The organism is Mesorhizobium sp. M7A.F.Ca.AU.001.01.1.1 (genome assembly GCF_004022735.1).
GTDB lineage: Bacteria > Pseudomonadota > Alphaproteobacteria > Rhizobiales > Rhizobiaceae > Mesorhizobium > Mesorhizobium ciceri.
The window spans coordinates 1-14,377 of the sequence record NZ_RZPF01000061.1 but is presented as its reverse complement, the minus strand read 5'-3'; the positions used below and the strand labels follow the sequence as shown (position 1 = coordinate 14,377).

The 14,377-nt window shown below is 62.0% G+C and carries 12 protein-coding genes and 2 pseudogenes; 8 read left to right on the top strand and 6 right to left on the bottom strand.

Annotated elements, in window-relative coordinates; translation table 11 throughout:
• Positions 1–401, bottom strand: a pseudogene (locus tag EN884_RS06270) (flagellar biosynthetic protein FliO); the annotation flags it as partial.
• A 225-nt stretch (positions 402–626) separates the two neighbouring features.
• On the opposite strand from EN884_RS06270, the gene EN884_RS06265 reads away from it, so the two are divergent.
• Positions 627–3,200 carry an ATP-binding protein gene (locus EN884_RS06265; RefSeq protein WP_128360501.1) on the top strand — a complete coding sequence of 858 codons (2,574 nt, stop codon included), beginning with the start codon at positions 627–629 and terminating at the stop codon, positions 3,198–3,200.
• 86 nt (positions 3,201–3,286) lie between these two features.
• Positions 3,287–3,994 (top strand): DeoD-type purine-nucleoside phosphorylase, encoded by a 708-nt coding sequence (locus tag EN884_RS06260; RefSeq protein ID WP_013531859.1) that lies wholly within the window; start codon positions 3,287–3,289, stop codon positions 3,992–3,994.
• Positions 3,995–4,003: 9 nt separating this feature from the next.
• On the opposite strand, the gene EN884_RS06255 is transcribed toward EN884_RS06260, so the two are convergent.
• Genes EN884_RS06255 through EN884_RS06245 form a run of 3 tightly spaced genes read right to left on the bottom strand, consistent with a single transcriptional unit; the run spans position 4,004 to position 7,613 of the window.
• Positions 4,004–5,221: a cytochrome c gene (locus tag EN884_RS06255; RefSeq protein ID WP_063167924.1), complete on the bottom strand. Its 1,218-nt coding sequence runs from the start codon at positions 5,219–5,221 to the stop codon at positions 4,004–4,006.
• Positions 5,218–6,984, bottom strand: coding sequence for a GMC family oxidoreductase (locus tag EN884_RS06250; RefSeq protein ID WP_024503527.1), 1,767 nt, complete (start codon positions 6,982–6,984; stop codon positions 5,218–5,220). The genes EN884_RS06255 and EN884_RS06250 overlap by 4 nt, the downstream gene beginning before the upstream one ends.
• A gap of 2 nt (positions 6,985–6,986) precedes the next feature.
• Complete coding sequence (locus EN884_RS06245; RefSeq protein ID WP_244514297.1) at positions 6,987–7,613, bottom strand: gluconate 2-dehydrogenase subunit 3 family protein; 627 nt, start codon at positions 7,611–7,613, stop codon at positions 6,987–6,989.
• A 588-nt stretch (positions 7,614–8,201) separates the two neighbouring features.
• Here EN884_RS06245 and EN884_RS06240 point away from each other — a divergent pair.
• Positions 8,202–8,639, top strand: coding sequence for a VOC family protein (locus EN884_RS06240; RefSeq protein ID WP_063167925.1), 438 nt, complete (start codon positions 8,202–8,204; stop codon positions 8,637–8,639).
• 10 nt (positions 8,640–8,649) lie between these two features.
• Here EN884_RS06240 and EN884_RS06235 read toward each other — a convergent pair whose 3' ends face one another.
• Positions 8,650–8,955, bottom strand: coding sequence for a ribbon-helix-helix domain-containing protein (locus EN884_RS06235; protein WP_063167926.1), 306 nt, complete (start codon positions 8,953–8,955; stop codon positions 8,650–8,652).
• Positions 8,956–9,162: 207 nt separating this feature from the next.
• Here EN884_RS06235 and EN884_RS06230 point away from each other — a divergent pair, with 207 nt between their 5' ends.
• The 3 genes from EN884_RS06230 (at position 9,163) to EN884_RS06220 (ending at position 11,788) form a co-directional block, all read left to right on the top strand.
• Positions 9,163–9,558 (top strand): VOC family protein, encoded by a 396-nt coding sequence (locus tag EN884_RS06230; RefSeq protein ID WP_027161507.1) that lies wholly within the window; start codon positions 9,163–9,165, stop codon positions 9,556–9,558.
• A gap of 81 nt (positions 9,559–9,639) precedes the next feature.
• Positions 9,640–10,170, top strand: a complete 531-nt coding sequence (locus tag EN884_RS06225) for a Twin-arginine translocation pathway signal (protein WP_063167927.1) — start codon at positions 9,640–9,642, stop codon at positions 10,168–10,170.
• Between the two features lie 46 nt (positions 10,171–10,216).
• Positions 10,217–11,788 (top strand): GMC family oxidoreductase, encoded by a 1,572-nt coding sequence (locus tag EN884_RS06220; protein ID WP_063167928.1) that lies wholly within the window; start codon positions 10,217–10,219, stop codon positions 11,786–11,788.
• A gap of 65 nt (positions 11,789–11,853) precedes the next feature.
• On the opposite strand, the gene EN884_RS06215 is transcribed toward EN884_RS06220, so the two are convergent.
• Positions 11,854–12,267, bottom strand: a complete 414-nt coding sequence (locus tag EN884_RS06215) for a hypothetical protein (RefSeq protein WP_024503521.1) — start codon at positions 12,265–12,267, stop codon at positions 11,854–11,856.
• 312 nt (positions 12,268–12,579) lie between these two features.
• Here EN884_RS06215 and urtA point away from each other — a divergent pair, with 312 nt between their 5' ends.
• Both urtA and EN884_RS06205 read left to right on the top strand, forming a co-directional pair.
• On the top strand, positions 12,580–13,890 hold the full coding sequence (gene urtA, locus EN884_RS06210) for an urea ABC transporter substrate-binding protein (RefSeq protein WP_013531849.1): 1,311 nt from the start codon (positions 12,580–12,582) through the stop codon (positions 13,888–13,890).
• Positions 13,891–13,987: 97 nt separating this feature from the next.
• Positions 13,988–14,377 (top strand): annotated as a pseudogene (locus EN884_RS06205) (urea ABC transporter permease subunit UrtB); the annotation flags it as partial.

Sequence of the window (14,377 nt, the reverse complement as noted above, 5' to 3'; positions counted from 1 at the left end):
TGTCTCAGCGGCGGCGGAGCGGGTTGCGGCGGACGCGGCCTTGTCGGAGCGGCGGCCGGAACCGGCTGCAAGCCGCCATCTCCAGTCAATGCCGGCCGGCGCGGCGCCGAAAGCCGGATATCGCGCTCGACGACGACGTCGGTCGGACCGCCGATCAGAAGCAGATGTTCGATGTCGTCGCGGCGTATCAGCACCAACCTGCGATGGCTGTCGACGGCGGTGGCATCCATGACGGCCAGTCGCGTCTTGCGGTTCCGGCCGCCGGCGACGAAGGTTCCGAATGTCAGGTTGCGCACCAGCTTGACGATGACGAGAACGATGACCAGCAGGACGAGCGCTGCAAACGTCCACAACAATGCTGCGGCATAACCGGGACCTGCCACGCTATCGAGCCATTGCATTGGTTTCCCCTGATCGCCCCTTGGAAGTGATAAGACACTAGACCGTTGCAGCGGGCCACCGCAAGTTGCGTTTCACGCTGTTGAACAGCTTGAAAAACTCCGAAGGCCGGAAGACATCATTTTTATCCGACATTTGCCGCCCAGGCCTTTTCCGGACTAGGAGAATGTGATTCAACCCGGTACGGGGCGGGTGTCGGAACACCGGAATTCACGAGCAGGGGGCACATGGCCAAGGAAGCGCGCGGCGATTTCTATCCGGTACCGATCGTCGACCAGAATACGCGACCGGGCGCGGTTACCCGGCTTATCATTTTCATCGTCGTTCTGACGGGGGCCGCGATCGTCTTCGGTCTTTTCCGCGAGCGCCTCGGCGATCCTTTCCTGCTCGGCATGCTCGGCGTGCTGGCGATGATCGGCGTCGGCTTCCTGTTCGCGACGGCGATCGGCTTCGTGCAGGTCACGCCACGCTCGACAGGCGACGAACTGTCGAAATCCTTCGTCGATTCGATGTCGCAGGGGCTTCTCGTCACCGACACCAAGGGCCGCGTCGTCTACGCCAACCGCGCCTATGCGGATATGACCGGAGCATCGTCCGCTGCCGACCTGAAGACCGTCGAGGGATTGCTCTCGGATGTCCCCGAAGCCTCGGTGACGATCTATCGCCTGGCGTCCGGCCTTCGCGACGGCCAGCCGGGCGACGGCGAGTTTAGGCTCGCACAGTCCATTCGGCCCGGTGCCGAGCCGGGCGCCCGCTGGTACCGCGCGCGCGCCCGCGCCTTCAGCGTTCCGGGCCAGCGGCTGCCGATGCTGGCCTGGCAGCTTGCCGACATCTCGCAGGAGCGGGCCGAGCAGGAGCGCTTCTTCCTCGATCTGCAGAAGGCGATCGATCACCTCGACCACGCGCCGGCCGGCTTCTTTTCGGCCGACCAGGAGGGCCGCGTCACCTACATCAACGCCACGCTCGCCGAATGGCTGGGCATCGACCTCACCAGCTTCACGCCCGGCGCCGTGTCTCTGTCGGAGATCGTGGCCGGCGACGGCATGGCGCTGGTCCGCTCGGTCAAGGCCGACCCCGGCACCACACGCAACGCGGTGATCGATCTCGATTTGACGACCATGACGGGCGAAGCGCTGCCGGTGCGCTTCATGCACCGCGTTTCGGCCAGCCGCGAAGGATTGAATGGGCCGACACGCACGATCGTGCTCAACCGCACGCAAGGCGAGGATGCCTCTGCCGATTTGCGGGCTTCGGAAGTGCGCTTCACCCGCTTCTTCAACTCGACACCGATGGCAATCGCCGGCGTCGACCACAACGGACGCATCCTGCGCACCAATGCGCCGTTTTTGTCGTTGTTTTCGTCTGTCGTCGATCGCGACGCCGTCGACCGTCGCGTGCGGCTCGACACGGTAATCCACGAACGCGACCGGCCGGCCTTCGCGGCTGCCTTCGAGAAAGCGCAGCAGCGGCAGGCCGACATCGAGCCGATCGACACGCTTCTGCCCGGCAACGACGAACGGCACATCCGCTTCTACGTCAACGCCGTCGCTGACGGCACCGGCGGCGAGGGCGCCGAAGAGTCGGCCATCGTCTACGCCGTCGAGACAACGGAGCAGAAGGCGCCGGAAGGGCAGATGGCGCAAAGCCAGAAGATGCAGGCAGTCGGCCAGCTTGCCGGCGGCATCGCGCATGATTTCAACAATGTGCTGACCGCCATCATCATGGCGTCCGACCTTTTGTTGACCAATCACCGCCCGTCGGACCCGTCCTTCCCAGACATCATGAACATCAAGCAGAATGCCAACCGGGCGGCTTCGCTGGTGCGGCAGCTTCTGGCCTTCTCGCGCAAGCAGACATTGCGGCCGGAAGTGCTCAACCTGACCGACGTGCTCGCCGATCTCAGGATGCTGCTGGCCCGCCTTGTCGGCAACGACATCAAGCTGAAGGTCGACCATGGCCGCGACCTGTGGCCGGTCAAGGTCGATATCGGGCAGTTCGAACAGGTGGTGGTGAACCTTGCGGTCAACGCGCGCGATGCTATGCCGGCGGGCGGCGATCTGACCGTGCGCACCCGCAATGTGACCGCCGAGGAGTGCAAGGCCTTTTCCTACCGCGAACTCGCCCCGGCGGACTATGTCGTGGTCGAAGTCGAGGACACCGGCAGCGGCATCGCGCCCGACGTGCTGAAGAAGATTTTCGAACCCTTCTTCACCACCAAGGAAGTCGGCAAAGGCACCGGCCTTGGCCTGTCGATGGTCTACGGCATCATCAAGCAGACCGGCGGCTTCATCTTCTGCGATTCCGAAGTCGGCAAAGGCTCGACTTTCCGCATTTTCCTGCCGCGTCACATCGCCGAAGCGAAAAAGGCAGGCGAGCCCGGCGATGCGCCGGCGGCGCCGGCAAAGGTCGCCGATCCGGCCAAGGATCTGTCGGGCTCGGCCACGGTGCTGCTCGTCGAGGACGAGGATGCCGTGCGCATGGGCGGCATGCGGGCGCTGACCTCGCGCGGCTACACCGTGCACGAGGCGTCGTCGGGCGTCGAGGCGCTGGAAGTGTTCGAGGCGCTGGGCGGCAAGGTCGATATCGTCGTTTCCGACGTGGTGATGCCGGAAATGGACGGGCCGACGCTGCTCGGCGAATTGCGCAAGCGCCAGCCCGACATCAAGTTCGTCTTCGTGTCCGGCTATGCCGAGGACGCATTCGCCAGAAACCTGCCGGCAGATGCGCATTTCGGCTTCCTGCCGAAGCCGTTTTCGCTCAAGCAACTGGCCACGATCGTCAAGGACGTGCTGGAGTCCTAAAGCCTTCCCCATGTTCCTCCTTGCGCAACGCCGTGACAACGCCATGATTGAGGGGTGAACGGCAGGAAGGCTTAGGGGAGCAACCGGTGACGCCGCACAACGAAGCGGACAAGGACGACTATGCCGACACGGTGTTGTTGCCGGGCGACCCGCAACGCGCCGAATGGATGGCGCAAACGTTCCTGGAAGCGCCGCGCTGCATCAATCGCCGACGCGGCACGCTTGGCTTCACCGGCTTGTTTCGTGGCAAGTCCATCAGCATTCAAGCGACGGGCATCGGCGTTTCATCGTTTCTGATCTATGCGCATGAACTGCTGGACCATTATGGCGCCCGGACGCTGATCCGTACCGGCACCTGCGGCAGCCTGACCGCAAAGGCAAAGCTGCGCAGCCTTGTCATCTCGCAATCGGCACAGGCGGAAAGCGCCCAGAGCGGCCAGGTTTTCGGCCTTTATGGACCGGCTGGCCCGGACCCGGCGCTCCTCGCATCGTCACGGGCCAAGGCGGTAGAATTTGGCATCGACCATCATGTCGGCCTGACGGTCTGCAGCGACATCTTCTATCACCCGGATGGGCGTGCCCGTTTTGCCGATGCACGGGCGCAAGGAGCCCTGGCCGTGGATATGGAAACCAGCGCGCTCTATGGCATATCGGAGCATTTCGGAGCACGTGCGTTGTCGATGTGTGTCGTGGTGGACAACATCGAGACCGGCGAACAGACCGACTATTCCGAGCGCCAGGCGCTTTTCACCGACATGAGCCGTCTGGCGCTCGCTGTCGCAGCCGAGAGCTAGAGTACGGGTCTACTGGGTCAATCCCTTGCGTACGGCAGCGACATCGCCGGACGAGACTGCAGGAGCCGCGTTGCCCCAACTGGCGCGCACATAGGTCAAGACGTCGGCGACCTCCTGGTCTTTCAGGCGCCAGGCCAGGGAAGGCATGGCGGGCGTCGTCGGTGCATCGGCCGTGTGCACGGCCTGGCTGCCGGCAAGGACGAGCCGGGCCAGTGTTTCGGCACTGCCCTGCGCGACGATCGAATTGCCGGCAAGGGAAGGGAAAAGCGCGCCTGACCCGGCACCATCTCCACCATGGCAGGCCGAGCAATTGTCGCGATAGATTGCCTCGCCCGCGGTCATCCGTGTTGCGTCAGGCTTTGCCGGTTGGGCGCTGTCGACATCCGAGCCCAGGCTCTTGAGGTAGACTGCAACCGCCTTGAGATCGGGATCGGTCATTTTCGACGTGGAGTTCTCGATGGCCTCCGCCATCGGACCGGAGGCAATCGAATGCGCATTGACGCCGGTCTTGAGGTATTTCACCAGATCCTCTTCCGACCATTTGCCCAGGCCCGATTGCGCATTGTTGGTGATGTCGGGGGCAAACCAGCCCTGCAGGGAGGCACCTTGCAGGAACTCGCTGTCCTTATCGGCGCCAAGGAAAGATTTGGGCGAGTGGCAGGTGCCGCAATGGCCCGCTCCCTGGACGATATAAGCGCCGCGATTCCACTCCGCCGACTTGGAGGGATCCGGCTGAAAGCTTGCTTCGGTGAAGTTGAGGGCATTCCAGCCCAGCATCGCCAGCCGGATGTTCAACGGGAACGGCAGCTGATTGGCTTCGACCTTGTTCGATACCGGTTGAACCGTCGTCAGATAGGCCCACAAGTCGGAAATGTCCCGATCGTTCATCCTGGTATAGGCGGGGTAGGGCATTGCGGGGTAGAGCCGCACACCATTGTGGCCGATGCCTGACTTCATCATGCTGCGGAAGTCGGCTTCCGACCAACTGCCGATGCCCGTCTCGCGGTCAGGCGTTATGTTGGGCGGCACAAGCGCGCCGAACGGCGTTTCGAGCGGCAGGCCGCCGGCCAGCGGTTTGCCCTCGGCTCGCGTATGACAGCCTGCACAGTCGCCGAGCACCGCCTGATACTGTCCACGTATGATCTGGTCCGCCTGGTCGGCACTCCATGCCGGGCCGCCAGTGAGGGCCGCAGCACCGATGGCGAGCGTGAGAACGAGCTTGTTCATGCCTGCACCAGGGGTGCACCGGGATTGCGCAGATATTGATTGCGGATGGCATCGGCGGCGCGGAAAGCGAGCGCGCCGACCGTTCCTGTCGGATTTTTGCCGGCATTCTGCGGGAAGGCCGACGCACCGATGACAAAGACGTTGGGGACGTCCCAACTCTGGAGGAAGGTGTTGACCGCGCTCTTCTTCGGGTCCGTTCCCATGATGGCGCCGCCCGTATTGTGGGTGCTCTGGTAGGGGACGCTGTCCCAGCCTTTCTTGCGGCGGCTGACGGCGTACTGCTTTCCGCCGAGCGCCTTGGCAATTTCCTCCATCCGGTCGCAGACATAGTTCGACATGCGGATGTCGTTGTCGGGAAAATCGAACGTCATGCGCATCAGCGGCCGCCCGAAACGGTCCTTGTAGGTCGGGTCGAGGTCGAGGTAGTTGTTGCGCGTCGCGTAGCTGCTTCCCTGGGACGAGTAGCCAAGCGTGCTCTTGTAGCCCTCGACCGTTGCCTTCTTCCAGGCGCTGCCCCATTTCGGCGTGCCGGGCAGGGTCGGCCTGGTTCCGATCGGGCGCCCGTTGGTGGGAATGCAGTTGATGCCCGCACCGCCGACGAAGTCCAGCGCGCCGTGGTCGAACGCGTCACCATTGTAATCGTCGATCGTCTGGCCGAGCGCGCCTGCGGCGATGAACGGGTTGAAGTTCTTGTCGTCGAAGAACACCTGCACGCCGGCGTTTGTCTGGTAGCAGTAATTGCGCCCAACCGTTCCTTCGCCGCTGCCGGGGTCGTAGATCTTGCCGATGCCGGACAGCATCATCAGCCGGGCATTGTGCAGGCCGTAGGCGCACAGCAGCACCAGATCGGCCGGCTGGAAGTACTCCTCGCCTGAGGTATCGACGTAGGTCACGCCGCGCGCCGACTTGCCTCCGGGAGCCAGATCGACATGCAGTACCTCGCTGTCGGTGCGGACTTCGAAATTGGACTTCTTCATCAGCACCGGAAGGACGGTGGTCTGGGCGCTCGACTTCGAATAGTTGGCACAGCCGAAGCGTTCGCAGAATCCGCAATAGGTGCATTGACCCATGGCGATGCCGAGCGGGTTGACATAGGCCCGCGACATGTTGGCGGATGGGGTCGGGAAGGGATGCAGGCCGATCGACCGGCCGACCTCGGCGAACAGGGTTGGCGCGTAGGTCATCTGCATCGGCGGGTTCGGATAATCCCGCGACCTTGGATCCTCGAACGGATTGCCGCCTTCCTGCAACTGCCCCTTGATATTGCCGGCCTTGCCCGAGATGCCTGCCAGATACTCGAACTGGTCGTAATAGGGCTCCATCTCCGCGCCGGTCACGCCCCAGTCCTCGACCTGGAGATCGGCGATTCTCGATGCACCATATTTCTTGGTCAGATTGGTCTTTATCTGAAAGTCTGAATCCCAGAACCGCCAGGTGTGGCCGTTCCAGTGGACGCCGGCGCCGCCGACGCCGTTGCCGGGGAGGAAGGAGCCGAAATCGCGCATCGGCAGCGCCTTCTGCGATGGGTCGTTGCGCACCGTCATGGTTTCCACGGCGGGCTGCAGGAAGAGGTCGCGCCGGATGCTGTAGCGCAACTCATCCTGCGCGTAGCCGATGTTGAAATCGGTTGCCGTATCGCGCCAGGGGCCGCGTTCTATAGCCACCACGTCCAGGCCCTGATCGGTCAATTCGTGGGCCAGAATGGATCCCGTCCAGCCGAGGCCGACGATCACGACGTCTTTGCGAGGCAGTATCTTGGTCATGATCAGGCGCCTTTGCCGAGCCATTCGGGGCGCCCGATGATCGAGACAGGCGGCTGCGGATATGGCTGATTGTGTTTGCTGACATGGTCGCGGTAGTCGTAGCGGGCGCCTGGAAAACCAAGCATGCGCCACGAGACCATGTCCTTGTTGCCGCCATAGACGGGGTCGGCAAAGAACCCCTCCATGGTGTTCTGCAGCAGAAGCCCGAAGAAACCCGGCCCCTTGACGCCATTGGGCAGGTCGACCTTCCCGGCCTCCATAGCCGTCAGGAAGGCATCCTGTTCGGCCGGTGCGAGCTCGACGAATGTCTTGCCGTCCCGCTGTTTCAGGAAAGCGTCGATGGCGGCAAGCCCGGTGCGGTAACGCTGCGCCGGATTGGCCTCGCCCTGATAGCCCTGGGTGGGCAGTCCAGGCAGAAACGGGCCTTGCGTGTAAAGCCGGCTCGACGCACCGAACGCCCCCATCAACTGCCTGTCGATATAGACGGCGCAACCGGCTTCCTTGCCGCCCATGCTGAGCTCGTCGGCCGGAATGATGCGGTCGACGATCGCCTCGACTAGAGCTGCTTCCTGGGCCGAGAAAAAGTGCCAGCCGCCTGCCACGACCTGCGTCGGTGGATCGGATGTCATTGGCGTCCAGGGCAAAGTGCCCGAGAACGATCGCGCAAAACCGGCCGATGTCGCGGTTGCCGTAAACATTGCGACCGAGGACAGGAAAAGACGCCGATTCATTCGGACAGGGTTGCGACGGTTCATATTAGGAATCTCAAAAATAAGAGAGCACGCTTGGGAAGTGATTCCCAAGTATTCATGACAACGATAGTTAGGTTAAGCCGCAGATCGAATGCCGATAGACTGCGAGATGAAAATGACCTCGTCAACCACATCACAAAATCGTTAGCGAGGGTTTGGTCTACTGTCGATCAGGTCTGCTTGTGCTGTTGGAAGCCGGTTTTCGCCCGGAACTTGGGCTGCAGCGTCGCCTCTTGCAGAGCGTCCTGGCATACGCGGCCGGATACTGGACCGATAGAAACAGCATCGTGCCATCAGGCATGAATCAGGGACAGCCACAGACCGGCTGGCGTTCGAGGTAGTGGTCGACACCAGGGCGCCACCGCGACGTATCACGAGGCGTTCCGGACCCCTTGATCATACCTGCTCAGCTGGCAAGCAGCCTAATGAGTTTACGACCTGGACGACGCCTTGTAGACTGAACACATGGCGCTCAAACGGATGGACAACATAGGAATCGTCGTCGATGACCTCGAAGAGACGATTGGTTTCTTTGGCGAGCTCGGCCTTGAGCTCGAAGGGCGGGCCACGATCGAAGGAGAATGGGCCGGACGTGTCACTGGACTGGGCGATCAACGCGTCGAGATTGCCATGATGCGGACGCCGGACGGCCACAGCCGGCTCGAACTGTCCCGCTTCCTCACGCCGCCTGCCGTCTCGGATCACCGCAACGCCCCGGTTAACGCCCTCGGCTACCTCCGCGTCATGTTCGCCGTGGACGACATTGAGGGGACGCTTGAAAGGCTCCGCAATCGCGGTGCGCGGCTCGAAGGCGAAGTTGTCCAGTATAGAGACGTGTATCGGCTCTGCTACATTCGAGGGCCCGGAGGGCTTCTCATAGGGCTCGCGCAAGAACTAAGCTGAGCGCAATGCGCTAAGCGGCCTGCCGCTTCGGCACCATCTGCTCATCCATCCCCGGCCGATGGCCGCGCAGATAGAGCGCGCAGGTGGTGCGCAGCATCGACGCAAAGTTCGGGATGGCGCCGTTGATCTCTATGGCTTCGTCATAGAGCTTGGAGATGAATTTCGGCGTCGTCAGGTTCTGGTTTTCGGCGATCTCGTCAAGCAACGCCCAGAACGTCGCTTCGAGCTGGATGCTGGTCGAGTGACCGTCGATGCGAATCGAGCGGTTGATCTGGCGATAGCCTTCGGGGTCCTGGCCCGCAAACACCCTGCACATCCGACAAACCTCCCATGATTGTTGGTCTTGGGTGGACGGCGTGCAGTTTGATACTGCTTGACCTGTCCCCACACGTATTCTCGGGCAAAATTGCCGGTCCGGCAATCGGACTTTCGTCCCGTTCGCGGCTGCGGGCGTGGTAACCGGCTGCCACCACCTTTTGTCCGCGCCGCGCATAATCGCCTCCACACCAGCGCGGAGACTAATTTGGCCAAGGCGATCCACAGTATGATCCGGGTTCTCGACGAGACCCGATCGGTCGATTTCTACAGAAACGCCTTCGGGCTCAATGTCGCCGACAGGCTGGATTTCGAGACGTTCACGCTCCTTTACCTCAGCAATGCCGAGGCAGGGTTCGAGCTCGAACTGACCGTGAACAAGGATCGGCAGGAAGCTTACGGGCTCGGCGACGGCTACGGTCACTTCGCTGTCTCCGTCGCCGACCTCGACAGCGAACATGACCGTCTCGGTGCGCTTGGCCTGAATCCGAAGAAGATCGTCGAGTTCAACCGCGACGGATCGCTGATCGCCCGCTTTTTCTTCATCGAGGACCCCGACGGCTACAAGATCGAGGTTCTGCAGCGCGGAGGTCGCTTCCAATAGGAGACATAGCAGTCGCGCCGGCAGGTGCGGCGCCAGCAAACGCACTCTCAACAGTGCACATAGCAAGCAGGGAGGAATAAAATGGTCACGATCTATGACGCGAAGCCCGGGCTTTCCCGTCGTGAGCTTCTCAAACGCGGCGGCATCGGGGCGCTGCTCGTCATCTCCGGTAGCGCCGTCATCAGCCCTGAACATGCCTGGGGGCTCGAGACATCGGCACTCAAGCCCGAAACCATGGCGACGCTGATCCAGATGGCGCGTGACATCTATCCGCACGATCAGGTGCCGGACAAATACTACGCCATTGCCGTGAAAGGTCATGACGAGCAGGCCGGCAAGGACGCCGCCTACAAGGCGATGCTCGAGGATGGCATCGCCGACCTCGACAAGAAATCCGGTGGCGGCGGCTATCGCGGCCTCGGCTGGGAGGACCAGCGCGTCGGCGTGCTGAAGCAGATCGAGGCGACGCCGTTTTTCCAGGCCATCAGAGGCGGCCTTGTGGTCGGCCTCTACAACCAGAAAGAGGTGTGGCCGATCTTCGGCTACGAGGGCGAGTCCTATTCCAAGGGCGGCTACATCGCGCGCGGTTTCGACGACATCGAGTGGCTCTGAGCTCCGTCGTTCCTGAACCCGCAAACAGAAATCATGGGAGGAAACCATGGCAGCTTCATTTGATCTGAACAACGACGGCGTGGTCGTCATCATCGGTTCGGGCGCCGGCGGCGGCACGCTCGGCAACGAACTTGCCCAGAAGGGTGTCGACGTCGTCATCCTGGAAGCCGGCGCGCGCCACGAATACGAGGATTTCGTCAATGACGAGTGGGGTTCGTTCGCCCAGCTCGCCTGGACCGACAAGCGCACCACGTCCGGCGACTGGCGCGTGGCAAAGGATTTTCCGAACCTGCCGGCCTGGATCGTCAAGTCGGTCGGCGGTTCGACCACGCATTGGGCGGGAGCCTCGCTGCGCTTCCAGGAGCACGAGTTCAAGACGCTCTCGACCTATGGCAAACTGGAAGGCGCCAACCTGCTCGATTGGCCGATCACGCTGGCCGAGATGGAGCCCTACTACGCCAAGGCCGAGGCCAAGATGGGCGTCACCGGCACCAATGACTGGCCGCGGCTGCCGGGCAACAACAATTTCAAGGTGTTGAAGGCCGGCGCCGACGAGCTCGGCTACAAGGAATGCCACACCGGCAACATGGCCATCAACTCGGTCGATCGCGACGATCGTAATTCCTGCCAGCAAACCGGCTTCTGCTTCCAGGGCTGTAAATGGGGCGCCAAATGGTCGACGCTCTACACCGAGATCCCCAAGGGCGAGGCGACAGGCCATCTCGAAGTCAGGCCGAATGCCATGGCGATCAAGATCAACCACGACGCCAGCGGAAAGGTGACCGGCGTCGTCTACGCCGACAAGGACGGCAAGCTGCAGGAGCAGAAGGCGCGCATCGTCGCGGTTGCCGGCAACTCGATCGAGAGCCCAAGGCTGCTGCTCAATTCGGCGTCGGGAAAATTCCCCGATGGGCTTGCCAACTCGTCGGGCCAGGTCGGCAAGAACTACATGCGCCACACCACCGGCTCGGTCTATGCCATCTTCGACAGGCCGGTGCATATGTATCGCGGCACCACCATGGCCGGCATCATCCGCGACGAGGCGCGGCATGATCCGTCGCGTGGGTTCGTGGGCGGCTACGAGTTCGAGACGCTGTCGCTCGGCCTGCCGTTCATGGCCGCATTCCTCGATCCGGGCGCCTGGGGGCGCTCGTTCACCACCGCACTCGATCACTACGACCACATGGCCGGCCTGTGGATCGTCGGTGAGGACATGCCGCGCGCGGAGAACCGCATCACGCTGCATGCAGACGAGAAGGACGCACACGGCATGCCGATCGCCGACGTGCATTTCGACGACCATCCGAACGACACGGCGATGCGTAACCACGCCTACAAACAGGCTACGGCACTTTACGATGCGGTCGGCGCCACCCGCACCTTCCCGACGCCGCCCTATCCCTCGACCCACAATCTCGGCACCAATCGGATGAGCGAGAAAGCGGAAGACGGCGTCGTCAACAAGCACGGCCAGGCGCACGACATCAAGAACCTGTTCGTGTCGGACGGCAGCCAGTTCACCACCGGGGCCGCCGAAAACCCGACCCTGACGATCGTGTCGCTGGCGATCCGCCAGGCCGACTACATCGCCGCGCAGATGTCGGCAAAGACGATCTAGTCACATCCTCCCGACGGACTGCTGGCGCGGAACCCGCAAGGTTCCGCGCCTTTTTCTTGCCACCCTTATTGCTTGGTGCAGGTCGATGCGGTGAAGGCGCCGTCGGGTTGCTTCATGATGATGTCGAAGGAGGGCACGGTTTCGCCGTCAAGCGTCGCCTGGGTCAGCGACAGCGAGTTGCCGCCGGCGGTGTAGCCGCCCAGTGGTCCCAGCCAGGAAATCACGCCGTTCGCATCCATTTGGTAGTTGTACCCTTGCTGAGCGGGGCCGAAGCCGCCGAGGCTGGTGTAGACAGGGCCGCTGTAGACGTTCCCCTTGATGGTGATGTCGCCGAGGCTGAGGAACATGCCAAGCAGGTACACTTCGCAATGATAGGTGCCGTCAGGCATCTTGCCATCGCTGAAATCGGCTCGCGCGGCTCCGGTTGCTGCGGCCAGAAGCAGTATGCCGATGAAAAAGCGTGAAATCCCTGAAATCATGACGTCGCTCGTTTGAAGAGCGAGCTTGCCCTATTTTTGCACCGCGCCGCAACATCGGTCGCCCAAGGCGCCGCTATTCAGATCAAAATCTAGGCAGTCTGGGAGAATGAGCGAAAATTAGGCAAAAACTGTGTAAGCTGCGCAAATTTCCCTCAATCGATTTCTGGCCGGCTCTCTTTGTTTTGGAAGCCCTATGTTCCAAAGCGCTGATATCTATGAACTATTTGTACCCTTTCGGGATCGCTGGAGCGGTTGGCATGGGGGTTGCATTGTAGTGTTGCGGTGCAATCAACTAGCTTGGGAGTCCGTAATATGAGGGGTAATTTCTCGACAATAACAAAAATGTTTTCGGCTGGTGCGGTCGCCGCCGGCCTGTTGATGTCGGCTCCGGCCAAGGCCGCCGACGACACGATCAAGGTCGGCATTCTCCATTCGCTCTCGGGGACCATGGCGATTTCGGAGACGACACTGAAGGACGCCATGCTGATGCTCATCGACGAGCAGAACGCCAAGGGCGGCCTGCTCGGCAAGAAGCTCGAGGCGGTGGTCGTCGATCCGGCTTCCAACTGGCCGCTGTTTGCCGAAAAGGCGCGCGAACTGATCTCCAAGGACAAGGTTGCGGCGGTGTTCGGCTGCTGGACCTCGGTGTCGCGCAAATCGGTGCTGCCGGTGTTCTCCGAACTCGACAACATCCTGTTCTATCCGGTCCAGTATGAGGGCGAGGAGAGCGAGCGCAACGTGTTCTACACGGGTGCGGCGCCGAACCAGCAGGCGATCCCGGCGGTCGACTATCTGATGAGCGAGGACGGCGGTTCGGTTAAGCGCTGGGTGCTGGAAGGCACCGACTACGTCTATCCGCGCACCACCAACAAGATCCTCGAGGCCTATCTGAAGGCCAAGGGCGTGGCGGCTGAAGACATCATGGTCAATTACACGCCGTTCGGCTTCTCCGACTGGCAGACCGAGGTTTCGGCGATCAAGAAGTTCGGTTCGGCCGGCAAGAAGACCGCCGTCGTCTCCACCGTCAACGGCGACGCCAACGTGCCGTTCTACAAGGAACTCGGCAACCAGGGCATCAAGGCCGAGGACATTCCGGTCATGGCCTTCTCGGTCGGCGAGGAAGAGCTTGCAGGTCTCGACACCGCGCCGCTGGTCGGCCATCTCGCCGCCTGGAACTATTTCGAGAGCATCGATACGCCCGAGAACAAGAAGTTCATCGCCGACTGGCACAAGTTCATCAAGAACGACAAGCGCACCACCAACGACCCGATGGAGGCCCATTATATCGGCTTCAACATGTGGGTGAAGGCGGTCGAGAAGGCCGGCACCACCGATCCGGACAAGGTCATCGACGCCATGATCGGCGTGTCGGTGCCGAACCTGACCGGCGGCTATTCGACGATGATGCCGAACCACCACATCACCAAGCCGGTGCTGATCGGCGAAATCCAGGCCGACGGCCAGTTCGAGACCGTGTCGCGCACGCCGGGCCTGGTGATGGGCGACGAATGGTCCGACTATCTGCCTGATTCCAAGGACCTGATCTCGGATTGGCGCGCGCCTCTGTCCTGCGGCAACTTTAATGTTGCCACCGGCAAGTGCGGCGGCAAGGGCACGAACTGATCCCTCCCAGGGCTGACCCAGTCAGACCGCGCGCGTCCGGACGGCTTCCTCCGCCGTCCGGACGCCCACTTCAACCTTCAGGGGTTACCAGAAACCAATGACCTTAATCCGCACGGGTTTGATGCTGTTGTTCCTGCTGGCGACACTGTCGTCATCGGGCGCTGGCGAAACCGATCTGCGCGGCATCATCGCCAAATTCGCCACGGCCAAGGGCTTTTCCGAGATCGGAGCCGTCGTCCACGAACTGGCAGCCGCTGGCGACCCGGCGGTGGAGCGGCCGCTTGCGGCACTTGCCGACGGCAACCTCTATGTCCGCAAGGCCGATTCCCTGGTGTTTGTCGGCAAGGAAGCGGGCGAGAGCGTCCAGCTTTCCGACCCGTTGAGCGGGGAGGCATCGGGTGAGGCGGCCAAGGACGGCATCACCAAGATCAAGGTCAACAACACGCTGCGTCGCGTCATCCGCGATGCGTTGGGCACTCTGACGCTC